This window comes from Methanosarcina sp. DH2 (genome assembly GCF_020804225.1).
Lineage (GTDB): Archaea > Halobacteriota > Methanosarcinia > Methanosarcinales > Methanosarcinaceae > Methanosarcina.
Genome location: NZ_WJBI01000001.1, coordinates 377,288 through 403,693, shown reverse-complemented (window position 1 = coordinate 403,693; position 26,406 = coordinate 377,288). Strand labels below are relative to the sequence as shown.

The window sequence follows — 26,406 nt, the reverse complement described above, 5'->3', positions numbered from 1 at the left end:
AAAGTAGTGAAAAATGAACAAGAAAAGATAAAAAAGCAGAAAAAAGTGAAAGAGAAAAAAAGGAAAAAACAATGAAATTAGAGAAAATGTAGATTGTTTAAAGGAGCTTAATACCTGACGAAGTTATTTCAAACCTTATCGGATTCAGACTGAGGCATGTCCTTCGCATTTTAGGAATCCTTATATAACGTTCGATATTTCCGGTATACGGATTTTCGTCCACCATAAGCCGAAGGGAGCCGCTCACTGAGTATTCAGCAAGGTTATGAGTCATCTTGCACGCGGTATCGTCCATGACAAACATTGCTGTGCAGTCTCCCCTTGTACTCAGGATAAAGTTCAGGGCATCAAACTGATCCCGGAAGTCCTGAATAGAAAGCCTGAGAGTAAAAACTCCGATATTATCAATGACTACGATATCGGTTCCTTCAGGCACATACTCTGAAAGTGTAGGCAGCTCAATTTCCAGACCTTCAGGGGTAAACCCGAATTTGGAAGTCTGAACTTTCTCTGAACGACTTTGAAAAGACCTCTCAATTGCAAGCTGGCCGTTTTCAAAATATTTAGTAAGCCCGAGGCCAAGCATTTCAGATAGATCAAGAATATCCTCTGGAAGTTCTTCTGTTGCGACCAGGACGCATTTTTTTCCATCAAGACATGCCCTGTGCAGAAAATGAATGGTAAAAGTAGTCTTGCCAGTTCCTGTGTCCCCGGTGATAAGAAGAACTCTGCCTGCCAGGTATCCGCCGCCAATCCTTTCGTCAAGTTCAGGTATTCCTGATGATATCCGTTTCATTGTTCTAACTCGATTCATTTCTGTACGTTAAAGCCCTAAACCCCTTGAATTATGAGAATGATAAGGAGACATAAACGGAACTTTTACTTACAGGGTATAAGACGAGATCTTATATAAAATTTACATACAGAAGAGTTATGAAAAAATAGGGATAAAAACAAAAGATAATACGAAGAGAAAGATCTTAGAAAAAAAGAAACGACGAGAGGGGGACTCGAACCCCCGGGATGCAGGGCATCACGGGATTAGCAATCCCGCGCCATACCGGGCTTGGCTATCTCGTCATATCGAACTTTAGAAACGCGTCCCCTAAAATGCATTTCATATATTTAACCTTTTCCGGAGAAAAACTTCAAAGAAATTCGCCCAGAAGATTGCAGTTATAATATAAAACCAGGTTTTGGAAAGAAATTTAATAATGTGCTTAGTGATGAGCACACCGCAGGTCGTTGTATCTCGGAGACTCCAGTAGACTGGTATCTCTTCTCCACCCCGCAACCCCGCAAGCGACGGTTGCCCACGGTAAGTCTGCTCCCTTCCGGGCCTCGACCGGTTTCCGCGGTTAGGGTATGAGAACCTGTTTTCCAGCAAGTCCGCATACCTGCACCATCCAAGCAGGACGGGGCTTCTCAGTTGAGATTCCAGGCTGGGATCTCTTTGACGCATCTTCCTTTGGCTTCGTCCCCCGCATATCGGCGATTTCGGGTTACAGGTAACGCCGGGCTACCCGGACTAGCTCATCAGCTATACAAAGACATTTGTCACTTATAAAACTATCCCTCCCGATGTGCATTTTAGATCTCCTGCAAAAAACACAGTATAGGCCCGAAAAGAAGAAAAAAACAATATCAGTGAAATATTCCTTGAGACTATGCATCCGGGAAAAACCAGCAGAAATGAGCACTTTTTTTACAAAGTCCATATTAAAAATGAGTTTTAAGAGCCAGAAAAAGAATGAGGAGGAAATCCACCAGACTTCAAAATATATATAACAATGAATAAAACGCCTTATTTATTTATATGTCGTTTTTCAAAGTAGTAAATACATAAAATAGATACATGAAATTTCAAACGGCTTGCAGTATGTCAAAACACCCGGCAAAATAAAAAAATGAGGGGAGTTTATATGAGATATGGAGTTGCAATTGACCTGGGAACAAGCGGGTATCGAGCTCAGAAGGTAGACCTTGATACAAAGGAAATCAAAAGGACAGTAATAACATTGAGAAATCCCCTTCCCGGAGCGAATGTGATGGACCACATGGACTTCGCAATTCACTACGGGCAGGAACTTGCGCACGGGCTTTCCGTAAATGCGGTAAAAAACCTGCTCCAGACCCTTGATGTGCAAAGCGGAGAACTTGACAGACTTTCAATCTGCGGAAACCCTATCCAGTTATCTATTTTTCAGGGAATCAGTATTGAAGATCTGGCTTATGCAGGAGAACGGAAGAAAAAGAAGTACAATATACAGGAACAGAATAGAAATGCAAGAATAATATCCAGCAGCGAAATTTCAGGGCTTGAGGAATTTAACTGCGAAGTTGTAGTCCCTCCTGCAATAAAACATGAAGTAGGAGCCGATGCCCTTGCTCTTATAACCAAATCAGGAATGCTTAATAGCGATAAGATTTCGATTGCAACGGACTACGGAACAAATGCCGAGATGGCGCTCAAAGTGAAAGATATTATTTATACAGGCTCGGCAGCTGCAGGACCGGCTCTTGAAGGGCAGCAGATAAAGCATGGGACCCTTGCTTCCCCCTTTGCAATTTCGGATTTTGAATTTGAGGACGGGGCATTGAGGAATTATGTATTGAACGAAGAAATGAAACCTGATCCTGGAGATCTTGTTGACCCTAAAACCGGAGAAATTCTTGAAGAAGGGCAGATCAAAGCAAAAGGAATTACAGGCACAGGAGTTATTGCCCTTATAGAAAAAGCTCTGGGGCACGGCCTGGTTGAACTTCCAAGAATCAAAACTCCGGACGAACTAATTCATCTCCAGAACAAAATAACGTTCTCAGAAAGAGACCTTAAAGAAGCCGGAAAAGCCATTGGTGCGATAAGGGCAGGGCACATTACTCTCTGTGCAGCTGCAGGTATCGAATTGACAGATATTGACACAGCATATATGGCAGGCGCTGCCGGCACGTATATGGACGCGGAAAAAGCCCAGAAAATTGGCTTGATCCCTTACTCTACAGGAAAAATTGCCCAGCTCGGGAATACTTCTCTTGCAGTTGCAAGGGAAATCCTTCTTTCGGAAGAAAGACTGTGGGAACTTCAGGACATTGCAAACCAGATAATAGGCACTCATATAATGTTTGCGACTGCTCCGGAGTTCCGGGACGTCTATGTCCTTGAGCTTGCATACTGGGAAGAGGGAATGCCCTTTAAGATGTTTAAGAAATATCTTAAAAAGAAAGGGCTTCCATCACTCGACGACCCCATAAGTAACCCTGTGGTGGATAAGCGCGTGGAAAGAGATATTCCCGTGCTTGGCGAAGAAGGCCTGTACGTGCTCGAAAGAGTCGGGACCTATATGACCATGGTCGTTGATTGCCCTGAATGCAGAAAATGCATAAAGGTCTGCCCCAATGAAGCCATTACAATTGACGAGGAAAACAGGGTTATGATAAGTACTGACCTCTGCGAAGGCGCACACTGCCAGAAATGCATAAGAGCCTGTCCGCCCGACAAATTTAACTGGGAGAACCTTGAGGTTTTCAAACCACCACAGCCGCAAAAGTAAAATGAGCCTGATTGTTACTTAACCGGCACTCAGGTGACTGTGACAAAGAAAAAACAGCAATCTGAAACTGCAAATGTATCTTATTGAGAGTAATGCCGAGGAGCGAGTCTGTCCCAATATATTTAAAAGTGCGTCCAGCATTACTCAGGTTTTTACATAAAAGATTTAAGAAACTTTCCGGAGCAAGAAACAGTTAAGGAATCCAAGTAAAAATGAGAAGTAACTTTTAGCAAAAAGGAAGTTTTGGACGGTTGTGTGCAGAATAAACACAAATTATATAAATAACCTCATCATAAGGATTATTGAGGCATCTAATCCACTTTCACACCATAAATCATCTACCACATCTAGCCCAAATAGATATTTAAGTTAAGCAACGCCGTTTTTTAGATGCCTCAATACCACATAAAACAAAGTTAACTGGGATAGATAATCATCATATATAAACTTTTATATTCAATTTTTAAAATAAAAATTAGATTAGCGACCTTATTCAGAAGAAGTGAATTTCACACAGAATAAAGCATTAAAACTTCCGAAAGTTCAAAAGCTTTAATAACTCTAGAAAAAGTGCATCTTTTTTATTCAAGCTTATTCAGGTCAGGGCATCAAAAGCATTATTATTCATAGACAATTTATACATTTCTCTATTAAATTCAGTTATACAGAGATTCTGACCGGAAATTGAAGGAAATAGCCAGACCGAAAAAAATATCCAGGTTCGGCCCGTACGGCCTGTAATTTGAATAATACCTTAAGGCTGATATTTTAAATAAAACACAGTCTAGTTGAAGAAAATAAAGAAGACGGCAAAAATAGGCAATGGGAGGGCGAATCATTTAGAAAGAGTAAGAAGTAAAACTAGCACAAATTTTATAAACAACCTCTACGTAGGAGTTAATGAGGCATCTAATCCACTTTCACACCGTAAATCATCTACCACATCTAGCCCAAATAGATATTTAAGTTACGCAACGCCTATTTTTTAGATGCCTCAATCACCCAATTTGGATGAAACCTTTGATAAAGTCTTCTTATAGGGATAGAATTCATCAGATATAAATATTTATATTTAACCCTGACTATAATTGTACAAAGTAATTAATACATTTCTATTCCTTACAAAATGATTACGTTTTTTTCTACAGGTCCCTTACGTAAGAGTATGTTTGGGTTGTAAATACTGCACTGTTCACAAAAGAAAGTGATCTTATAGATATAGTATCCAGGAAGTACAGGTGAAAAACCTCAAGTACACTACCTTATTTTCAGAAGAAATAGAAGAAGAGGAAAAAGAAAAAAGAGGAGGAAGTCAAAGGGAATAAGCTTCACGAAGTTTTATAACAAGCGCTTCAACCTGTTCCACTGCTGTTCCGATATACTTATCAGGGTTTACAAGGTTCTCAATATCTTCTGCACTCAGGTACCTTGAAACAGAAGGAGCATCCAGAAGCACCTGTTTGAAATGCTGCCCTGTATCATGGGATCTCATCGCTGCAGTCCTGACGAGTTCATGAGCTTCCTGTCTGCCTACGCCTCTTTTTGCAAGTTCTATCATTACAGCTTCACCCATATTCAGACCTCTCAATAGATCCAGGTTCCTGCGGATATTTTCGGGATAGAACCTGAGATTTTCAAGCACACTTATCCCAAGTTTAAAGATATGGTCCGTAAGCACACAGGCTTCCGGGAAAACAACTCTCTCACAGGAAGAATTTGTAAGATCCCGCTCGTCCCAGAGGGTATTATTAAGAAGTTCAGGTTCAATCATTGCCCTTACTATTCGTGCAAGCCCGCATATCTGCTCGGACTTTATAGGGTTGCGCTTGTGAGGCATGGTAGATGAACCTACCTGCTTTTTCCCGAAGCTTTCTTCAATCTCAGCAATTTCACTGCGCTGAAGAGTCCTGATTTCGATGCCGATCTTGTCCAGAGTAGTGACCGCATTTGCCATCCACATAACAAACTCGGCGTGCCTGTCCCTCTGAATTATCTGATTGGAGACATCCACAGTCCCGATACCGAGATGCTGCATGGTAAGTTTCTGGATAAGAATTCCGGATTTTCCAAAGGCTGCCTGGGTCCCGACAGCTCCGGTCATCTGACCTACGGTAGCTCTCGGAGTCAGCTCGTAAAGGCGGTCAAGATGTCTTGAAATCTCGGAAGCCCAGATTGCAAAACGGAGCCCATAGGTTGTGGGAACTCCTATCTGCCCATGTGTCCTTCCGCAGCAAACGGTGTTCTTGTGGGCTTCCGCCTGGTTTACCAGAACCTTGAGCAGGATTTTGAGCTTATCTTCAAGGATATCGATTGCGTCCTTTATCTGGAGAGCTGTTGCCGTGTCAAGGATATCATTTGAAGTGGCTCCGAAATGGACCCACTTTCCTGCATCATCTCTGCACTGCTCAGAAATAGCAACAACAACAGCCATCATATCGTGATGTATCTCGGCTTCGATTTCATCAACTCTGTCAGCCTTTACTGAAGTAACACATTCGGAGATGACTTCAGCCGCTTCTGCGGGGATAAGTCCCATATCCGCTTCTGCCCGGGCAAGGGCTGCCTCGGTCTGTAAGATCTTAGCAAGTCTGTTTTCCTGACTCCATACATGTTTCATTTCTGCTGTACCGTATCGGTATTCTATAGGATGAATAGCCACATAAATCACCTTACTGGAATCGGGAATTTAATTTAATCCCGGGTCTATTTTAAACCTTAAATCAATCTTAGTTTTTAATAGTCTGGATTTAATATGTTTTGCCAAAAATTACTCTTAGACTAAGATTATTCTTTAGCTTAGATTGCCTTTAACTTAAATTACCTTTAGCCTAAAATATCCTTAGCCGAAATGATTTTTGACACTATACGGTTTCACTATTAACTTTCAAATCCTCAATATCAGCCTGCTATCCGGCAGTGCAATATACATTTAATACATTTACCAGAACTGCCAGTATTAATGATATCATTACTGTCAAATAGAGTAACCTGTCAAATAGAGTAACCTGTCAAATAGAGTAACACTACTGTTCCGCAGATGATAACTTCAGCCTGGGATACGGAATAAACAACAGAACCAATAAATAAACTTTGAGTCTACAGGATAGAAAAGAAATCAGGATATATGAGAAAAAAAGAGTTACAAACTCAGCAGGTAGTGTAATTTCTTGATGAAAAACATTATATGCCTTAACATCCTTTAAGCGGGCTATATACCGTATTGATAATAAAAAATAATAGCAGGTGACAAAAATGGCTCGTTTTCCAGAAGCAGAAGAAAGATTATTAAACAAAAAGATCTGCATGAAGTGTAATGCCAGGAACGCTGTAAGGGCAACTCGCTGCAGAAAATGCGGCTACGGTGCTCTTCGTGTGAAATCCAAGGAATCCAAGGGAGCATGATCTTTTTTGCAGGTGGAAGCACACCTCCAGAAAATTATTGAACAGGACGGAAAAGTTCATCTTACCCTTATCGACCCGGCGTCCCAGACGCCTGAGCGAGCCGCCGAAATTGCTCTTGCAGCAGTTGAAGGAGGCACCGACGCCATCATGATAGGGGGCTCAACCGGAGCGTCGGGAACCCTATTAGATGAAACTGTAGTAAAGATTAAAGAAAAGGTAAATGTCCCCATCATCCTTTTCCCGGGAAGTTCAGCCGGACTCAGCGGATATGCAGATGCAGTATTCTTCATGAGCCTCCTGAATTCCAGAGATATAGGATATGTGATTACAAACCAGGTGCTTGGAGCTCCGCTTGTATACCGAAGCCAGATTGAGCCAATCTCCATGGCATACCTTGTGGTCGAACCCGGCGGCACTGTTGGCTGGGTGGGGGATGCAAAACTGATCCCCAGGAAGAAACCTGAAATTGCTGCGGTCTATGCCCTTGCAGGCAAATACCTTGGCATGCACTATACTTACCTGGAAGCAGGATCCGGAGCCGATTTACCTGTCAACCCCGAAATGATAGGGGCTGTCAAAAAAGTACTCGGAGAAAACAAGCTTATTGTTGGCGGCGGGATCAGAGATGCAAAGACTGCAAAGCTCTGTGCTTCTGCAGGTGCGGATATGATCGTCACCGGCACAATTGTTGAAGAAGTAAAGGACGTTACTGCAAAAGTGGCTGAGATTGTATTAGCCATAAAAAAATGAACTCCTGACAAAGGAATTCAAGGTGTGCTGCCTGCTTTTCAGCAATCAAAAATATTCATTTCACTATTTTATTTATATTTATTTTTAGAGTTTCAGTTTAAAGAGCTTTAGCTCTATCGATTTTCTGTCCTCCTGGCTGATTAGGAGATAATATTCGTAAATTCAATCATGGTGCATCAGGTATAACAAATGACCCACCACAGACACCGGGGTGCGTTTCTGAATAAAGATCAAAACCAGCAGATGAACGTAAGAGAGGAAGTCTACGAACAAATCATCGATACAGGATTTCATTTTACTGTAATCCATAAATACCGAAACATTTTATTTCAGAAACTGTTTTCACACTTAGAACTATACTGATACTCAAATTTATAGAATACAAAACAGCATCAATTTACAGGCAGCCGATTGTAATAAATAGTTTCAGAGGTAATAATTGACTCCTGTTTTAATTATCTTCTACTAATACGGACGGATCTGAGATGCAACTGTTGAGAACAGGCAAATGCTGCAGGAAGAAAGACATCGAATATGTGAAATCCGTTCGGGACCCAGCGTCAATTTGCTATCAACACTAAGAGGTATGATTATGATTAGAATTTCCAATCTGGTAAAAGATTATGAGGTACATTCCGAAAAAATAAGGGTACTGGACCATATCGACCTCACGGTGGAGGACGGGGAGATCCTCGGAATTACAGGTAGAAGCGGAAGCGGAAAATCGACTCTGTTACGGATTATCCGTGGAGTTGAACCCTTCGAGGAGGGGACTGTGGAAGTGGATGGAGAAACTGTAACCCCTGATTCAGGGATTGAAGGAGAAAACTTCCTGAAAAGCGTAACCGCGATACACCTCCAGCGAAATTTTGGGCTCTGGAACGGGCCTGCAATAGAAAACATCATAAGGAAACTGAATTACCTCAGAGTAGGCAATGAAGCCATTCCGCACAACGAAACTGAAGATTATGATAACCTCTTTGTTGAGGCAATGGAGTACATGAAGCTTGTAGGTCTGGAACACAAAGCCCTTCACTCCACCAATCTCCTGAGCGGCGGGGAAAAGCAAAGGGTTGTAATGGCAAGACAGCTTGCTGCAAAACCGAAAGTTCTCCTCCTGGACGAGCCCGTAACAATGACGGGACCGGATACGAAGCAGGAAGTCCTTGATGTGATAAAGGGCCTGAAAGAGAGATTGAATATCCCGATTATAGTAGTCTCTCACCTTCCTGAAATCCACGCATATCTTGCAGACAGGCTTATCTTCCTCGAAAACGGAAAAATCGCAGCCGATGGAGAACCTGCCCGGGTACTTAAAAACTTCCTGAGAGACATGAAATCCAGAGAAGAACTCTCAGAACATGGAAATAAAGAAATCTGTATTAAAGTAAAGGAGATTTCAAAGCGTTATTCCCTTATCCGGATGGGGGAAGTCCTCAATATTAAAGACTTCTCTCTGGATGTTTACAAAGGAGAAATTCTGGCATTTATCGGTCCTTCAGGAGCCGGAAAAACAACCATTATGAAATTGATTGAAGGACTGATCAAGCCGAAAAGCGGGTCTGTTGAGTATCTATGCAATGGGGACTGGGTGGATGTTACCGAATATAGCAAGAAACGCATGGAACTGAGGCGGATTATGAGCGTTATGAACCAGGAATTCTCAATGTCCGTGAATTCCACTGTAAGAGACCAGATACGCTTCAGGCTGAGCATGAAAAAACAGGGTGCAATTGAATACGCGAGAAACAAAGCTAGGGAAATGGGACTTTCGGATGAAACTCTGGATACTATCTACCGCTTGCCCGATATGCCTGAAGAGGAAAAGACTAACGCACTCAGGGAGCTGAACCTCAGTGACACAATCTACTTCGAACTGTTCCCTGCAATTCCGGTAACTGATGTAGAGACTTATGCAAAGCCGGTCTTCGAAGCTCTTGACCTGCCAATGGAAGTACTTGACAAAACTCCCTACCAGATAAGCGGAGGAGAACATGTCAGAGCTTTTATTGCCCTGAGCCTTGCAACCTCGCCTGAATACCTTATGCTTGATGAGCCTTTCGGAGACCTTGACCCTGTAACCCTCAGGGACGTGACGAACTCATTAAAAAGGATCAATGAACGTTTCGGCACTACCATCGTACTTGTGAGCCACCACATGGACTTTGTCCGGGAAGTTGCCCATCGGGCTGTATTGATAGAAAATGGAGCCCTTGTAATGGATGGAAAGCCAGTTGAAGTCTGCCAGGAACTGATAAACAGAAGTAATGCACCTTACATGGAACACAACCTGGAAGACCTCATTGAAGGTAGCCTGGAAAACGAGTAATATGAGAGTCTGTTTCATGAGAGTCTGCTCCAGGCTCTTTATTCTTATTTAATTTTAGCATTTTGTTTAGTTAGTACCAGCAGAGTTCAGCTACTGCAGACTACTAAAGAATCCGGAGAGGGAAAAGAATACTCGTTTTATTTTTCTCCTTTTTGATATTCTTTAATTAGCCGATCCCATTCTTCGTTTCCGAACTTTATGTACAGGCTCGGAGGCACAATTGGTTTCTCAAGGTCTTTAATTGTTTTTTCTGAAAGCGCCTGATTTTCGACGATTTCTTTGCCAGCGGACCTGAGCAGCTTTTTGTATTTTCCGATCAGAGGCTTTAACATAATATTATTTGTGCCCCTGAAAATTTCCCCTTCTCCCCTGTAGATTTCTGCAATCAGTTCGGTGTGAAAAGTTCTTGCCAGCCGCCTGAAAAAAAGGCGTCCTACATCGAAATTTGTCTGTCCTGGCAGCCCGGCGTTTGAAACCACAACGAATTTCGGATACGTCTCGTAACGTTTAACGTGCCTGTACTCGCCCATTCCGTCCTCCTCAAATTGAGGGAGAAGGAATGGAGCAAGCCTCTCTATAAAATTTTTCATTACGGAAGGAACGTTATCAAAATATACAGGACATGCAAAGACTACGATATCCGAAGCCATAAACATTGGAAGCAAATCATCCATATCGTCACGGATAGTACATATTCCGGGAGTCTTGAGCCAGCACTCAAATTTTCCCCTGCAACGTCTTATATTTTTCTCGGCAAGAATGATATTTTCAGTTTCTGCCCCTGCTTCTTCTGCCCCTTTCAGAAATTCCTCGACCATAATAAGGGTGTTTCCTTCCCTGCCTTTATGGCTCCCGCTGAATACTGTTATTTTCATACAACAACCCCCTGTATTCCATGAAAACTAAATGTGATGAGCTGAAGAAAAGACGGCTCAAAACAACCTGAAGCAGGTCTAAGACCGTTTATCGACATCTGCAAAGAGAGCCATCCTTCTACCTATCAGTTTCGTTTCTGTCTTCATTAATGTTTTCGCGGAATTTTTTTCCCGCACACCATGCTTTACCCAGATGTTCTCCGATTCCCCAGTAGTTATTGTCGTACATTGAAAAAACGATAGGTTTGACCTTTTCTATATCAGGAACTCCGTTACAAAGGTATTGTTCTTCTGCATAGCTTTCCACAATCTCGCCAATAAAAACTTCATTGGTCCCTCCGAAATCAAGAGTATCCACGAGCCTGCACTCAAGGTTTACAGGGCACTTCCGGATCATGGGAGCTTTTTCGAGCTTTCCGTAGAAAGTTTTGAAGATGTCGGATTTGTCTACTTTTTTTCCGGAAACTATGCCGCAGTAATCCGTAGCCTCAACCATATCTCTAGAAGGAATATTCACGCTGAAGCAATTGTTTTCTTTAATTCCTTCATTTGTATAGTGCATTTTGCCCAGGGTAACTGCGATCATTGGAGGACTTGCCTGCACAATTCCGCAAAAAGCAACTGTCAGGTAGTTTGGCTTTCCATTCACATCGGCACCCACAAGAATAGTGGGCATAGGATAAAGGAAATTCCTGGCACCAATGGCTATTTTTTCTCCGGTTTCCACCCTTTACCTCCACAATGCTGTATAAACAAAAATCTGGGTTTACATTACATAATGTCCTTTCTACTAACCCGGGAAGGATAAATTAAGAAATTTGCTATTGTAAATCCGTTATTGTAGAAGTATTCCCCCGATCTTTAATTAGCGTTCCGGTTTCTGCTGTGATATAGACTAAGATATAATTGCACCGAATATAAATGCCTGCGTAGATGGGAGCATAAAAGGTTTGAGAAAAAATACTAACCCTGAAACAAGACAAAATGGGAGGAAAGAAATAAAGAAAAAGAAAACTTCTGGACTATAAAAACTCAAGCTCCCTGCCCTCCTTTTTACTCATGCCTCAGTGCATCCACAGGAGCCAGTTTTGCTGCTTTGTTTGCCGGATAAACCCCTGCAGCAACCCCTACAATAACTGCAACGAGAATCCCGACCTCGAAAACATAATGAGGGTACAGGAATGGCAAATCAAGAGCAGTTGTGATGGCATAGGCCCCCACAATTCCAACCGCTAATCCCAGAAGTCCTCCAAACAGGCTGAGAATAATAGACTCGATAATAAAGAGAATAAGGATATCAGTACTTGAGAAGCCAAGTGCCTTCATAATCCCTATTTCCCTAGTGCGCTCAGTAACTGTAACAAGCATTATATTCATTATTCCTATCGAGCCTACAAGCAGGGAGATGAGGGCCACTGCAACAAGGAAATTCCTCAGAGTATCAGCAAGCTGGTTTGTCTGCTCAAGGACGTCTGCCTGATTAAAAATGCGGTAGGGTTTTGAGTCCTCATCATCAAGATCCCTTGAAGATACTCCAAAGTTCCGGGCAAGCCGCTTGTCCACTTCGTCCGAGGTTTCTACCACATCCTCAATGTTGTCAGACATGGCAAAAAAGGCTGAAAAATCATCTTCTTCAAGCATCTGGTTGATGGTTGAAACAGGGATAAAGATGGTCACGTCTCTATCGATTCCCCCTCCGACAAACGAAGTGTTCAGGCTTTCAATGATGCCTTTAACCTTGAACGTTCGGGTTACTGTCCTGCCTCCTTCCAGGCGCAGGGTAATGTCTATTGAACTGCGGGAAGAAATGTTCCTGTCGAATTTCTCATTTGCAACCTTAGATCCGATGGCTGCGGAAAAAGCATCCTGGTCGCTTATGAAACTACCACTTTCCATAATAATGTTAGCGGTATTCTCATAGTCCCCGGTTACTCCTGCAATGTCAATATTTTTTGTTTGAGAGAAGTAGGTCACTTCCCCTAGTTGCTGTTTTATTGGAGAAACTCCGCTGATCCCGGGAGTTTTTTCTATTAATTGAAGCTCATTGTTGTAAAAAAGGTTAGGTTCCTGGCTGTAAACAATAATAAAGTTGGAACCCTGGGCATTAATTTCTTCTTCAAAAAAAACATTAAAACTTTCCCCAAGGGAGACATTTGCAACCACTGCAGCAATCCCTATGATAATACCAAGAGTTGTCAGACCTGAGCGGAGCTTTGCACTCGCGATACTTCCAAGGGATATACCGATAGCTTGCCTTACCTTCAGCATACGACCTCCCATTCAAAAAATCCGGGCTGCTTAAACTCTATCTGAAGCTTCAAGCAGGCATGAAAACGTTAAAGTTCTTTTACCTCTTAAGGAGGCTTTACCTTCAAACAATCCGATGATTATTAATTTTCTATAAAAACCAATAGATATTGGTTTACAAATATATAATAGACCATTACAAGAAATGGGAAGGTTCCTTCGGGTATTCTGCTGTAATAGAGGTGTAGAAGCTGAACTAACTTTAAAACATTATAAATTAGCACATTTCTTATATATGCTGATGTTATATGATAGAAAATATAAGCATAAGTATGAAATGTAGAAAGTTAAGAAGAAATAAAAGATAGAAATTAAATGTTGCCCTGAAATTTAGAAACATTTCCCAAACACTTTAAACGGGATTCAGAGCAATAGAAGTTATCCTATATACCTCCACAGCCTCTGCTTCATGCCCCATTAAAACCGGACTGCGCGCTGAGAATGCGCTTATTGTAAACACATGGAGGGGGAAAAATTTGATAAAAAATACTGACGAATACCCCGAACTCTTTTCAAGCATTCCACAGAGCTCCCAGCTCTCCGCCGTATACGACAATAGCGAAGAACTGACAGAACTACTTGTTGCCTATTTTAAGCAGGGAATTGACAGGGAAGAGCATTGCATCTGGATCGTCCCGGATTCGCTGGCAGCCGAAAGAGCAAAGAGTGAACTTGAGAAAACAGGATTGGATGTTGGAAAATATATCACTTCATCTCAATTAGAGATTATGCCGGTAGGCACACTTTCAGAAAGTATCCTCCTGTTTGAATCAGCATTAAAAGAACTCATGGAGGGGAGGGGTGGAAAAGCTATTTCCGAAGGATTTTCTGGATTCAGAATAAATCTCGATTTTAATACAGCTGGGAGCTCCTTCAATCCCTTCCTTGAAAGATTAGAAAAAAACCTTGAAGAAATTGATCAGGATAGTAGAAGAAACCTCACTTTTCTCTATAGTTTCCCGCTTGGAGGATTATCGGGCAGCACACTTCTTGAGCTCGTGGAGAAAAGGGGCGTTCTCTTTAAAAGAAAAGACAAATGGGAATATCTGGTGAACACATGCGATGTAAATGGACAAAAAGAGCTTGAAACAACCCTTCTCAAAGCAAAAAAAGATGCTGAAGCCACAAACAGGGTAAAGAACAGTTTCATAATGAATATGAGCCATGAGCTTCGAACTCCCCTTAATTCAGTAATAGGCTTCTCTGACCTGTTGATGGAAGGAGCTTTTGGGCCCATGAATACAAAACAATCAAAGTATGTTAACAATATCCTGATAAGCGGGAAAAACCTGCTTGAAATTATTAATAACCTGCTTGACATCTCAAGACTTGAAGCTGGTGAAACGACCCTCAAGTACGAGGATGTGGACGTTGCAAGCCTCATAGGAGAGGTGAGAGTGAGCCTCCTGTCACCTGCTTCGGTTAAGAAAATTACTGTTGAACTGAACATAGACTCATCCGTAGGGAATGTTAAGGCTGATATTACAAAATTCCGGCAGATCCTGTACAACCTGGTCAGCAACGCCATAAAGTTTACTCCAGCGAGAGGAAAAGTAATTATCAGTGCCTGCAAAAAAGACGGGGACCTTGAAATTAAGGTTTCGGATAATGGAATAGGGCTTTCAAAGGAGAGCTACGAAAAAATATTTATGCCCTTTACTCAGGCTGATTCTTCCGCAGCCCGCGGGTACGGTGGAGCCGGCCTTGGTTTATATATTGTGAGGAATTTCGTAGATCTTCACGGCGGAAAGATCTGGGTTGACTCAGAGGTAGGAAAAGGAAGTACATTCACCTTCACCCTTCCGCTAGAATAGGAAAAACCATCCATCTCAGAAAATAAAATGAAGAAAATAAACTCTTCTCTTAAAGGAAAAAGATCCAAGAAAACTAACTCTGCACCTGAACCAGGAAACTGAAACTGGAAAACCAGCTACAGAGAAAGGAAACTAAATTGAAAAGAAACTAAATTAAAAAAGGGAACTAAATTAAAAAAGAAAGCTGAAATTAAGAACTAACTAAAGTTAAGAAGTCTTTCAAAAAGAAGCCAGATCCGGCTGGATATGCCTGACCAAGAAAACCAGTAAGCTCCAGAGGCTGCTGGATTACTGTAACAGCCTCTGGCTCATTACAGAGGCTGTAAACGCAGTATGAAGTCTGTTACTGCCTATCTTCCAATGAATATAGAAAAGCCTGTTTGAACTCCTACTTATAGAGATTCAAAGCTCTTAAAAGGCACGGTTTTGGAATTACTCCAGGCTTTTCGGAATACTCATTTGTTTTTCCGCTGTTTTTTTCTATAAATCAGTGCACCGGTAGCAGCCAGGACGACAAGCAGGATGCCAATTAAAATCAGACCTGAACTGGTCCCCTGGTTTTCCTCAACCTGTTGAATACGAAGGTTGCTTACCAGATTTTCGTGTTTGTTTATGCCGTTGCCATAATTTGCAGAAAGGCTAAGATTAATCGGTTCAGAGGTTTCCCCTATGTTTTCTGAAGATGGATCTGTCACAGCATCAAACTCTATTGTGAAAAGCTCATCAGCATCCATGGGCCCGATAAAATATTCGGCAGGGTAAAATTCCACCCCATCGGCTTCAGGTCTTATGCTGACAGAATTAAGTTCATTTGGGTGGGTATTTGCTACGTCAAACTCGAGTGTAGCTTCGCCGTTTACCAGCCTGAGGGCCTTTGAAGGAATAACCTTTACATTCGAGGAATCAACTTCAAGAGGGATATTCTTCCGGCTGTTGTAATCAAAAGAATTGCCCTCGATTGCAAGTTCAAGGTTATGACTCCCTTCACTTGAATCCTCAGAAACCATAACGTTAAATGTGAGTTTAATGCTATCTCCGGGACCAAGTAGCCCCATCTCTCCGTAAGGGGCATCAAGAACAATTACTCCATCAGACAACGGCCTCAAAACCGCAGCCTGAATTCTCGCATTGGTATCATAGTCTTTTCCATCGATAGTCACTGTAGGCGCAGTTGCTGTATTGCTGAGAGTTACTGTAACAGTACCTCTATCTCCGGGCATGAAAGCTTCAGGGTTAGAGACTACCTCTTTGAGTTCCAGAGTACCTTTACTGTCAAAGGTTTCAGTACCTATCCTTATATCAAAAGTTTTCTCACTCCATGGGCTGTTTTTATCGGTCCTTGTACGAATGTCAATTGACCTTATTCCCTTCTGAGCATTCTTGTCCACGAAAAGGTGAAACTCTTTGGATGCAAATTTGTCGGGAGCAAGAGCCCCGATATTCTGTACTGCGTTTGTCTGAGAATCAAGGGAAAAGGGATAGTTAGGGACTATTTCAATGTCAACATTATCTGCCCGGTCTCTACCTACATTTTCTACCTGAACTGTCATGTCCAGATACTCTCCTATCTTTGCAGGGTAAGGGTTTGTTTCAACTATTGTAACTTTCAGATTTGCACTGGTAGTTGCCGCAGATGCAGGTACCGCAAAAATAGATGAAACTAAAAGCAGAAAAATAACAACAAAAGTAATTGGGGTTTCCGGTATTTTCATTCTAACTCATCCTGATTGACTAAATTTGGAAATTAATTGTTAAGGGTGTTCTGGATTACTCGGGGCTATTCAGAGTATCCCGGACTATTCGGTGTATTGGATTATTTAGAGAATTGGATTGTTCAGACAATTGGATTGTTCAGACAATTGGATTGTTCAGACAATTGGATTGTTCAGACAATTGGATTGTTCAGACAATTGGATTGTTCAGACAATTGGATTGTTCAGACAATTGGATTGTTCAGACAATTGGATTATCCTATATACGGAATGTTCAGAACTAGCCCAGATTACTCCGAATTGCTCTGGACTATTCCGTCTTTTACGAGCACTACCCTATCAGCATATTTTGCAATCTCAGGATCATGAGTAATCATTATGATTGTCCTGCCACCTTCGTTAAGCCTGGTAAACATACCAAGAATTTCACAACCTGTTTTAGAGTCCAGATTTCCTGTGGGCTCATCCGCAAGGAGGATTGCCGGGTCATTGATAAGAGCTCTGGCAATAGCGACCCTTTGAGATTGCCCTCCAGAAAGTTCACCGGGTTTATGGTTCATGCGATCCTCAAGCCCCACCATTTTAAGAAGGTCTTTTGCCCTTTTGCGCGTATCCACACCTTCTCTTGTGTTAGCGTAGGTGGGCAGTTCTACGTTTTCAAGAGCAGTAAGCCTTGGAATCAGGTTAAAGGTCTGGAAAACAAAGCCGATCTCAAGCCCTCTGAGCCTAGCGACCTCCTTATCAGATAGTTTATTGATATCAAGTCCTTTAATTATGATCTTCCCTTCTGTAGGCCTGTCAAGAAAACCTATGAGGTTCATAAGTGTACTTTTTCCTGATCCTGAAGGACCCATTATAGCAAGAAATTCTCCTTCCCTTACTGTCAGGTTGATATCGCTGAGAATAGGGACTTCCGTGTCTCCCAGAATGTAACTCTTTTTGACATTGATAACTTCTATTACAGGGGCTCCTTTATTCAGATTTTCTTTTCTGATACCACTGTCCGGGCGACCGGAATGGGGCAGTTCACATTTAAAGGGCCCTTCGTCTGAAGTTTCATCAGAGACAAAGAGGCTTTCTTCAGGAGATAACTCTTCTTCAGTTCCACTATTTCTGTCTACTTCCGGGTTCGAATCTCCGGGAGAAGAAATTTTACGATCAAATATTGTGGGCTCCATGTCCACTCCGCCATTTGTTCAAACTTTGAAAGTATTATCCTATTGAGATGATGTACAATATCAGCATTTCTTACTCTTAAGTGTTTGTCATCTACATTATATAATAAGAAAAATTCACAAAAGAATTAGTTCTCTTGATTCATATTTTCAAGTTTAGATATCATTTCTTCAAGTAAGATATCAAGCTTGAGCATATCTTTATGGTACCGTTTAAGGATTTCAATTTTTTTCTGCTGAACCTCACTGAGGTCTTCATTTCGATAGTGCTCGATCATATGAGGGATTTCAGTAATTACAGGTTGAATTTCGCCTGCCTGTGTCCTGATCAATTGTCCGATAGCGACCCTTAATACATCCTTGTCTGCCCTTACATAGATTTTCCTTGTTCCGGGCTTTGTCCTTTTCACAATAAAGCCTGAGGGCTCAAGCTGACGGACCTTGTTGCTTACCGAAGCCAGAGAATAACCGGTCTCCTCAGCAAGTTCTTTAATTGAAACCTCTCCAGGTTCGATAAAAAGCCTGGCAACTATAGTTGAAGTGAGGCTGTCCATTCCGTAGGCTTTGCCAACCCGTTGATAAAAATTAATGAACTCCCTATCAATCTGATCCATAATCATTCAATCGTTTACTACTTTTAGTATTTTGTAAAAATAATGTAAATAGAAGTTACTTAAAGTTATTCTAACCCGTTAATTCTTAATTGGGCTGGCTAAAAAAGATAACTGAAAAAACTGCGGAATGAAAAGAGCTGAAGGACGCTGAAAAAAGAAAAATGCTAAAGAATAAGGGTCGTTTCTTTAAACTTGAAGACCCTTACTCATACCTTAAAGCATCTACAGGATTCATGCTTGCAGCTTTTCTTGCGGGATACAGTCCTGCACCTACACCTACAAGGACCGAAACCAGAATTCCGATTTCAATTAGCATGAAAGGAAATACTGGGGGAAGTTTGAGAGCCTCTTCAAGAATGTAGGCTCCAAAACCGCCTATTGCAGTACCCACCAGACCTCCTAAGAAGCTGACCATTACGGATTCCAGTAAAAAAAGGGATTGGATATTAGAACTGCTGTAACCTACAGACTTCATTATACCAATTTCCCTTGTGCGTTCGGTAACTGTTACGAGCATAATATTCATTATTCCTATCGAACCCACGAACAGTGAAACTAAAGCAAGGACCAGCAGGAAAGAACTCAAAGCTTTTCCTAATGCTCCAGTCTCTTCAAGAACATCTGCCTGATTAAAAACGGTATAAGGTTTTGCGTCTTCATCATCGAGATCCCTATCAGGGATTCCGAAGTTCCGAGCAAGCCGCTTATCCACATTATCCGAAATATCGCGAATATTCTCAGAACTTTCTGCCATAGCGAAGAAAGTCCCGTAATCCTGTTCCCCGGCCATTTCATTCATGGTCGAAATAGGAATATAAATTATCATATCTGTACTGCCATCTCCCCCGACAATGGTTTCTTTTGAATCCTCCAGAATCCCTTTTACTTTGAAACTTTTTCTTACGAGTGTACCATTCTCCTGCCGGAATGCAATATCAACAGTACTTCTATGCGAAATACTCCTGCCAAATTCCTTTTTTGCAAGGTCATACCCAAGAACAGCAGAGTAAATATCCTTATCAGTCAGGAAACTCCCATCTTCCATCTTAATTCCCTGGATTTCCTGAAAGTCCCCATTCACACCTACGATACTCACGCTTTTAGTATCTGAAAGATAACTAATCTCTCCGGATATTGTTTTTCTGGGAGAAACTCCGGAGATTCCTGGAGTATTTTCAATTATTTCAAGCTCACTTTGATAAAAAAGGTTTGGCTGGTCACTATACGCAATTATAAAATTTGAGCCCACAGAGGTGACCTCATCGGTAAAAAACTGGTTAAAGCTGGCACCAAGAGATGCATTTATGACTACCGCTGCAACACCTATCACAATTCCCAGTGTTGTGAGCACAGATCGAAGCTTGGAACTGCGTATGCTCCCAGAAGCAATACGGGCTGCTTGCACAAATTGTATCATATTTTACCCCCATAAATATGATAATTTAGTAAACCCTTATCCACTCATTATTTTTTCCTTCTGTACAGTAGGAAGGCTGCAGGGATAAATATAGCAATTACACCCGCAATTGCAACTGTAGAGTTTGTCTCAGAAGGCATGGAATCAGTTTCAAGATTCAGGTTACCTGCAACGTTTTCATGCCTGTTAATCCCATTGTTGTAGCTTGCAGTAACAGACATATTTGTATATCCCGAAGCTTCCTTACCGGCATCCGAGGAATTGTCAGTCATTGCATCAAACTCTATTGTGAAAAGTTCGTCAGGATCCATAGGTCCGATGAAGTATTCGACAGGATAAAACTTTACACCTTCAGCTTCAGGTTTTATACTGACAGAGTTGAGCTCATTAGGGTGAGTATTTGCTACATCAAATTCTACGGTTGCTTTCCCATCTACCAACCTTAGTGGTTTTGAAGGAATTACCTTTATATTCGAAGAATCAACTTCAAGGGGAATGCTCTTCCGGCTATTGTAGTCAAAGGAGTTTCCCTCGATTGTAAGCTCAAAATTATGAACTCCTTCCCTCGCATCCTCTTCAACCTCAACATTAAAGGTTAATTTGATACTATCCCCTGGGCCCAGAAGCCCCATTTCATAATATGGAGCGTCCAGAACCGTTATTCCATTAGATAGAGGCCTCAAAACAGCAGCTTGTATCCTCGCATTGGTATCGTAATCTTTCCCATCGATAGAAACAGTAGGATTTGTTGCTGTATTTCTAAGAGTTACTGTTACAGTACCCTTATCTCCAGGCATAAAGACTTCGGGAGACGAGATTATTTCTGCAAGCTCAACAGTGCCTTTGCTGTCAAAGGTTTCAGTACCTATCCTTATATCGAAAGTTTTTTCACTCCATGGACTGCTTTTATCGGCTCTTGTACGGATATCAATTGATCGGACTCCTTTTTGAGCATCCTTGTCAACATATAGATAGAACTCCTTTGTAGCAGTCCTGCCAGGATTAAGAGCTCCGATGTTCTGTACAGTATTTGCCTCTGACAGAGAGAAAGGATACTTAGGAACTATTTCGATGTCAACGTTACCGGCTTTGTCCCCTCCGATATTTTCCACCTGTAAGTTCAGAGTCAGATATTCTCCTATCTTTGCAGGATAAGGATTTGTTTCGACGATCGTTACTTTCAAGTTTGCACTCCCTACAGCTGCAGAAGCCGGAAACGCAAAAACGGAGGCAATCAGAATTAAAGAAAAAAAGGCTGCAATAATACGCTCTTTAATTAATTTCATTCATTCCCCACCTAAGTTATACTGAATTACTCCATCTTTTACCAGGACAACCCTATCAGCATATTTTGCGATCTCAGGGTCGTGTGTAACTATTACTATTGTTCTTCCCTCGTTGTTCAAATCCATGAATATTCGCAGGATTTCAGAGCCTGTTTTAGAGTCCAAGTTTCCAGTTGGTTCATCAGCAAGGAGGATCGAAGGATCGTTAATGAGTGCCCGTGCAATTGAGACTCTCTGGGATTGACCTCCAGAAAGCTCCCCCGGTCTGTGATGCATACGGTCCTGCAGTCCCATAAGTGTCAGAAGTTCCTTTGCACGCTTTTGTGGATCGGTGCTCCTCGAATTGGCGAAAGTAGGGAGCAAAACGTTCTCAAAAGCGGTTAGGCGAGAAACAAGGTTGAAAGTCTGAAAAACGAAACCTATTTCAAGCCCCCGGAGGCGGGCAAGTTCTTCATCCGACATTTTGTGCAGATTATTCCCCCTTATAAGGACCTGCCCCCCCGTAGGTCGGTCAAGGCAGCCTATAAGGTTCATAAGAGTACTTTTTCCGGAGCCTGATGGGCCCATAATCGCCAGGAATTCTCCCATTTCGATTGTAAGGTTAATACCTGAGAGTACTGGAACCTCCATGTCTCCAAGTACATAACTTTTCCTTACATTAGAAACCTCAACAATAGGTAACCTATTGTCAGGTAAACTATCTTTATTAATGTTCATATCCCCCTCCCCATTTTTACTGAGACATGATCAGAAGAAATTACATTGAATAATCTCAATTGTTTTTATCCCTTATGTAAGAAAATACATTTTAACCTATGCTCTCTAAATTATTTCTTAATTATAGAATTTCAAGTTCAATTGATGTCGATTTATAGTTACCTGTGCAGGCTTTTAAAACTTAACTTTGAAAGCGAGCACTAGCTACACTGTTTTGGACTCTTGAATAGACCCTTAAGCTTCAGACACGATTTTTACCTAAAATTGTCATGCACAAAATAAGCATAATTTGGACAGTATAAACCAAAGTTGGAGATTATTTTAGGAAACACAAAGCTTTAGCAGAAAATTTATGCTTTTATCCTAAGAACTGACTTTTTTATTTTAAACTGCTTTCTCTCATGTATCGGCTGATAAACGTAATAGAAAAAATAGGAAAAACATAGCCTCTGAACTAATCTGTTCGAAGAAGTTATTCATCAAACCGTGGCAAGCATCCAAACATTTAGATAGAGGTTAAAACCGGAGTGAAACATTAGGCATCTACCGAATTAAAAATATATATTCCGTCATACAGGTATTTACCTCTAAATAATTAAGAACTATAATTCGTAAGGAGATGTAATTCTGTCCAATTTATATAATCTGATAAATATAGCTAGATATAGCCACTGCCGGTTAGAATCTTAAACTGTAGATCCCAAGAAGAAAAGAAATTCCCATTAATAATCTTTCTAAGTGGCTGAAAGAGTAACAAGCTTTGGAGGCTTGGTAAAGAAGGCTGCAAACAAAAGTTTCAGAAAAGTGTACTCAAAGGCATGTACACAAGCACCGTGTGGAAAGAATATAAATTCCAATGAAATGTGGAGGGAATAAACATGATCCTGACATTCAACTTTAGCCAGTTCTTTGCATTCCTGACTAATATCAACTTTGCAATTAAGTTATTCTAAATAGGCTACTGAGGCCGAAAGCCTGGAAATATAGTTAGCCGTGAAAAGTGAACAAAAATATAGAGTGGAGGGAACTGATATGTACTTCAGCCTTATCTATAAAACTGTCAAAGTAACCTACGAGTCAACATTCCTCAAGCTGTTTTACAGCTTCTAATTGAGCTGTAAAGAGGAAACTGCCGGGCTACAGGGAGCATTTATATTTATGATACTCTGATAAGCTCGATTGCAGAAGACGGGTGTATAACGGGGGACGAACAAAATACAGGAAAAGAGTGGAGGGAACTGATATGTACTTCAGCCTTATCTATAAAACTATCTCATATAGCTATGAGTCAACTTTCCTCAAGTTAGTTTACTGCTTCTAATTGAGCTGTAAGGAGGAAACTGCTGGGCTACAGGGAGCGTATATGATCCTGATAAGCTCATTGCAGAAGACAGGTGCATAACGGGGTATGAACAAAATACAGGAAAAGAGTGGAGGGAACTGATATGTACTTCAGCCTTATCTATAAAACTGTCAAAGTAACCTACGAGTCAACATTCCTCAAGCTGTTTTACTGCTTCTAATTAAGCAGCAATACTAACGAAAAATCAAAATATACATATTAAGTTGCCTGCTTTTCAGGCAACTTTATCTTTACGAAGTAAGTATTTAAGTATAACTTTTTTACATTTTCCATATATTATAAATATTTGCCTTATTTAACTGCATTTTTTTAATTTATGAGATGGCTTTTACTGTTTTAATATACTCTTCGAAATATAAGAGAAGTAACCGTCACAAATTTGAGATTACATAAAAAACATTAATTTCAGAGAGGAACAGGATATTTTTTAGAGGTAATATTTCCCTGACAGAGACTATGCTAAAGGAATTAAAGGATTTAATGAAAAAAACAGAACGCATAGACAGCACAGTTGCTTGACTTAATGAAATATTCTGTATCAAAATACTTAAAGATTACTATTTGTAAGGAGTACTTGTTCTTTACATTATATATAAATTCGTAATACACCTGTATATTGATACTCCTTCAATGATTAAAAGTGGAACTTGCAACCTCAAAAAGAAGATGGCGTCTAAATATATTCATTCGCTGCATACAAAGATCCTAGATATCGAATTTAAAAACCTTAGAAACTTTAAGTTTTTTAGCTGGATGTCTCTGCAATTATTTGGTTTCTAGTATAGTTCCAATATAAAGTTCTGGGAGTATAAAAGCGCGAGAGGGGGTTGGCGAAAAGAAGTTGTATAAACTGAAATATTAAAAAATTGAACTCAATGTCAGTTTAAGAGCAACCCGAAGTAAGTTAAGAGCTAATCTCAAAACAAATTTGTTCCTTTGAACCAGGAGCTTAGAGAACCAATCAAGTTTCGGATAATGAAAAATGATCATGAAAAAACTATAATTTCAGAATAAGATAGGTTTGAGATCAGCTTCTAAGGAAAAATGGCTTTGAACGAGAAAGAACAGCATTAAGGAGTGGAGGGAAGTATAATGTTTTTCTACTTGAGCTATACAAAGATAACTTTCTATATACAGATAATACAGTTAAAAATAATACAGATTGGCGGCTATGGAGTCCTTAACAGGTAAGTGCCTGTTTAGATGTTTACTGATCGGTCTTTGAACAATGAAATAGTACAGTCTCAAAGTACCTGCTCAACAGGTGATCCAATCTGAGAGAAATTGTTTGGAAGGGAAAGTGAAAAAGTAAGAACTTCAGCCGGAATAAATCTACCATATATGATGATGTTCCTCCTGAGCTTAGTTAATTCGATCTGGAGATTTATTCCGGTTGAAAGTCAAAATCTTGAGGATTTTTGACAAATCAATAAAGGAATCAGGAAAAATATAAAAATTTAAGCTTCTTAAATCTTATTTATTTGAAAAACAGGCTTTTTTTCCGAAAAGTGTTTTCAGATGATCCCTGGTCAATTGATTAGATGTTTCAAAATGTCCGAGAACGGCATCCCAGGTTATTTCTTTCTGCTTCGCACAAATTTGCAGTCGACCGCTAAAGAAAAAAGCAATATCTAGCCTGTTAAATACCACCTAACACGAGTATTACGTACGAACACGAGTATTATGTAAAAACACTCCTGCCGGAGAAAACTTTCCCTGGTTCTTGTAAATTATTTAATCCAGAAATTATAAAGTACCGCTGCCAGACAAATTGTAATGTATCCAAAAAATATAAAGAAACAAAAAAAGTAACTATTCAACCAGGGTAAAACAATATCTTTAGCCGTCTTATTTAATGTTTAATGAACAGGTTATGGGAACTTAGATTCTTTGACTAATTGCTATTAATTGTCTTTTTCAGGTTTTCGGACTGGCCATTACATGTTTAGACAATTCTAGATCAGCATCTATAGACTGATTTCAGATACACTGAATAGTTACCAAAAAGATTGATAGGAAGCTTTTTTTGGGTAGTATTTAACTCTAATTTTTGTACCCGGAACTATTTTTCGTTCATATCAGTATTTGCCTTTTTTCTGCTTTTTTATTCTGAACCGGAGTATAGTTAAAATAAAAGGGAAATAAAAAGAGCATTACAGGGATTACCATACAGGAAGCTATTGCTAGATTTCTTAGAGCCTGTCTTAAAATTAAATAATTCTTATAACCCGATTGGTCGTCATGCCAGAACGATCTAGAAGACTTTATCCTGGTGAATTATCCGATAAAGGACAGGAACTAATTAAGCCTTATTTCCGGAATCCCAGAATGAATCGAGGTAGAAAGCGCGTTCATTCCTATCGAGAAATATTGAATGCAATCTTTTATTTGTTACGTTCTGGTTGTGCCTGGCGAATGTTACCCCCCGAATTTCCACCATGGAAAATGTCTACCACTATTTCCGTCTTTGGTGACTTAAAGGAACCCGGGAACGTATAAATGCTTCACTGAGAACTAAACTGAGAATTGCATATGAAAGAGAAACAAAGCCAAATGCAGCGATTTTAGATAGCCAGTCAGTTAAAACCACAGAAACACCAGGAATACGCGGCTATCATGCTGCCAAGAAAGTAAAAGGGAGAAAACGCCGCATTCTGGTGGATACAATAGGATTACTGTTAATGGTTATAGTTCATGCAGCAAATATTCAGGATCGAGATGGGGCTAAAATTATTATGGAACAAGTTACTGGAAGATTTTCTCGGTTGAAGTTAATTTGGGCTGATGCTGGTTACTCGGATAAACTGGTTGATTGGGTCAATGTAATGTGTGGATGGGTACTGGAAATAGTTAAGCGCGACGATGTCAAAGGCKTTAAAGTACTTCCTCACAGATGGATTGTAGAGCGGACATTTGCRTGGCTGGGTCGATATMGMCTTTGAGTAAAGATTACGAAGGTTTGACAGAATCAAGTCAAGCATTGGTATATGCTGCAATTAATACAACATATATGATTAAAAGACTGGCTCGTATCAAAACGTTAACCGAATAAGAAAAATATAATATTCAGACACGCTCTAAGAAAACCGAATAC

Annotated in this window: 17 protein-coding genes, 1 tRNA gene, 1 other RNA gene and 1 pseudogene; 7 read left to right on the top strand and 13 right to left on the bottom strand. The window is 40.6% G+C overall.

Features of this window, described 5'->3' with window-relative positions; translation table 11 throughout:
* Window positions 1–97: 97 nt before the first annotated feature.
* The 3 genes from FXV91_RS01715 to ffs all read right to left on the bottom strand — a co-directional run bounded on the left by FXV91_RS01715 (window position 98) and on the right by ffs (window position 1,539).
* A complete protein-coding gene (locus tag FXV91_RS01715) occupies window positions 98–796 on the bottom strand; it encodes an RAD55 family ATPase (protein WP_229387703.1) in 699 nt (232 codons plus the stop codon).
* A gap of 199 nt (window positions 797–995) precedes the next feature.
* Window positions 996–1,080 (bottom strand) — tRNA-Ser (locus FXV91_RS01710).
* Window positions 1,081–1,224: 144 nt separating this feature from the next.
* Window positions 1,225–1,539: signal recognition particle sRNA (ffs, locus tag FXV91_RS01705), an RNA gene on the bottom strand.
* Between the two features lie 383 nt (window positions 1,540–1,922).
* Between ffs and FXV91_RS01700 the strand changes: the two genes are divergently transcribed.
* Window positions 1,923–3,551 (top strand): methylamine methyltransferase corrinoid protein reductive activase, encoded by a 1,629-nt coding sequence (locus tag FXV91_RS01700; RefSeq protein WP_229387701.1) that lies wholly within the window; start codon window positions 1,923–1,925, stop codon window positions 3,549–3,551.
* 1,312 nt (window positions 3,552–4,863) lie between these two features.
* Here the strand turns inward: FXV91_RS01700 and purB are convergent.
* Complete coding sequence (gene purB, locus FXV91_RS01695; protein WP_229387699.1) at window positions 4,864–6,210, bottom strand: adenylosuccinate lyase; 1,347 nt, start codon at window positions 6,208–6,210, stop codon at window positions 4,864–4,866.
* Between the two features lie 593 nt (window positions 6,211–6,803).
* Between purB and FXV91_RS01690 the strand changes: the two genes are divergently transcribed.
* From FXV91_RS01690 to FXV91_RS01680, 3 genes are all read left to right on the top strand, one after another.
* The gene (locus FXV91_RS01690) at window positions 6,804–6,953 is read left to right on the top strand and encodes a 50S ribosomal protein L40e (protein WP_229387697.1); all 150 of its coding nucleotides are present in this window, start codon (window positions 6,804–6,806) and stop codon (window positions 6,951–6,953) included.
* Window positions 6,954–6,959: 6 nt separating this feature from the next.
* Window positions 6,960–7,703: a geranylgeranylglyceryl/heptaprenylglyceryl phosphate synthase gene (locus FXV91_RS01685; protein ID WP_229387695.1), complete on the top strand. Its 744-nt coding sequence runs from the start codon at window positions 6,960–6,962 to the stop codon at window positions 7,701–7,703.
* Window positions 7,704–8,295: 592 nt separating this feature from the next.
* Complete coding sequence (locus tag FXV91_RS01680; RefSeq protein WP_229387694.1) at window positions 8,296–10,032, top strand: ABC transporter ATP-binding protein; 1,737 nt, start codon at window positions 8,296–8,298, stop codon at window positions 10,030–10,032.
* A gap of 137 nt (window positions 10,033–10,169) precedes the next feature.
* Here the strand turns inward: FXV91_RS01680 and FXV91_RS01675 are convergent, their stop codons facing one another.
* The 3 genes from FXV91_RS01675 to FXV91_RS01665 form a co-directional block, all read right to left on the bottom strand.
* Window positions 10,170–10,907 (bottom strand): flavodoxin family protein, encoded by a 738-nt coding sequence (locus FXV91_RS01675; RefSeq protein WP_229387692.1) that lies wholly within the window; start codon window positions 10,905–10,907, stop codon window positions 10,170–10,172.
* Window positions 10,908–11,025: 118 nt separating this feature from the next.
* Window positions 11,026–11,634, bottom strand: a complete 609-nt coding sequence (locus FXV91_RS01670) for a flavin reductase family protein (protein WP_229387690.1) — start codon at window positions 11,632–11,634, stop codon at window positions 11,026–11,028.
* Window positions 11,635–11,960: 326 nt separating this feature from the next.
* A complete protein-coding gene (locus FXV91_RS01665) occupies window positions 11,961–13,175 on the bottom strand; it encodes an ABC transporter permease (protein WP_229387688.1) in 1,215 nt (404 codons plus the stop codon).
* A 515-nt stretch (window positions 13,176–13,690) separates the two neighbouring features.
* Here FXV91_RS01665 and FXV91_RS01660 point away from each other — a divergent pair.
* Window positions 13,691–15,028 carry an MEDS domain-containing protein gene (locus FXV91_RS01660; protein WP_229387686.1) on the top strand — a complete coding sequence of 446 codons (1,338 nt, stop codon included), beginning with the start codon at window positions 13,691–13,693 and terminating at the stop codon, window positions 15,026–15,028.
* Between the two features lie 455 nt (window positions 15,029–15,483).
* Here FXV91_RS01660 and FXV91_RS01655 read toward each other — a convergent pair whose 3' ends face one another.
* The 6 genes from FXV91_RS01655 to FXV91_RS01630 form a co-directional block, all read right to left on the bottom strand.
* Window positions 15,484–16,740, bottom strand: coding sequence for a COG1361 S-layer family protein (locus FXV91_RS01655; protein ID WP_229387684.1), 1,257 nt, complete (start codon window positions 16,738–16,740; stop codon window positions 15,484–15,486).
* 290 nt (window positions 16,741–17,030) lie between these two features.
* Window positions 17,031–17,918, bottom strand: coding sequence for an ABC transporter ATP-binding protein (locus FXV91_RS01650; protein WP_345945459.1), 888 nt, complete (start codon window positions 17,916–17,918; stop codon window positions 17,031–17,033).
* A gap of 125 nt (window positions 17,919–18,043) precedes the next feature.
* Window positions 18,044–18,529, bottom strand: a complete 486-nt coding sequence (locus FXV91_RS01645) for an HTH domain-containing protein (protein ID WP_229387682.1) — start codon at window positions 18,527–18,529, stop codon at window positions 18,044–18,046.
* Window positions 18,530–18,731: 202 nt separating this feature from the next.
* A complete protein-coding gene (locus FXV91_RS01640) occupies window positions 18,732–19,946 on the bottom strand; it encodes an ABC transporter permease (RefSeq protein ID WP_229387680.1) in 1,215 nt (404 codons plus the stop codon).
* 47 nt (window positions 19,947–19,993) lie between these two features.
* The gene (locus FXV91_RS01635) at window positions 19,994–21,232 is read right to left on the bottom strand and encodes a COG1361 S-layer family protein (RefSeq protein ID WP_229387678.1); all 1,239 of its coding nucleotides are present in this window, start codon (window positions 21,230–21,232) and stop codon (window positions 19,994–19,996) included.
* The gene (locus tag FXV91_RS01630; protein ID WP_255679841.1) at window positions 21,233–21,949 is read right to left on the bottom strand and encodes an ABC transporter ATP-binding protein; all 717 of its coding nucleotides are present in this window, start codon (window positions 21,947–21,949) and stop codon (window positions 21,233–21,235) included.
* 2,647 nt (window positions 21,950–24,596) lie between these two features.
* Here FXV91_RS01630 and FXV91_RS01625 point away from each other — a divergent pair.
* Window positions 24,597–24,734: a hypothetical protein gene (locus tag FXV91_RS01625; RefSeq protein ID WP_229387677.1), complete on the top strand. Its 138-nt coding sequence runs from the start codon at window positions 24,597–24,599 to the stop codon at window positions 24,732–24,734.
* A gap of 819 nt (window positions 24,735–25,553) precedes the next feature.
* Window positions 25,554–26,364, top strand: a pseudogene (locus tag FXV91_RS01620) (IS5 family transposase).
* The last annotated feature ends 42 nt before the right edge of the window (window positions 26,365–26,406 follow it).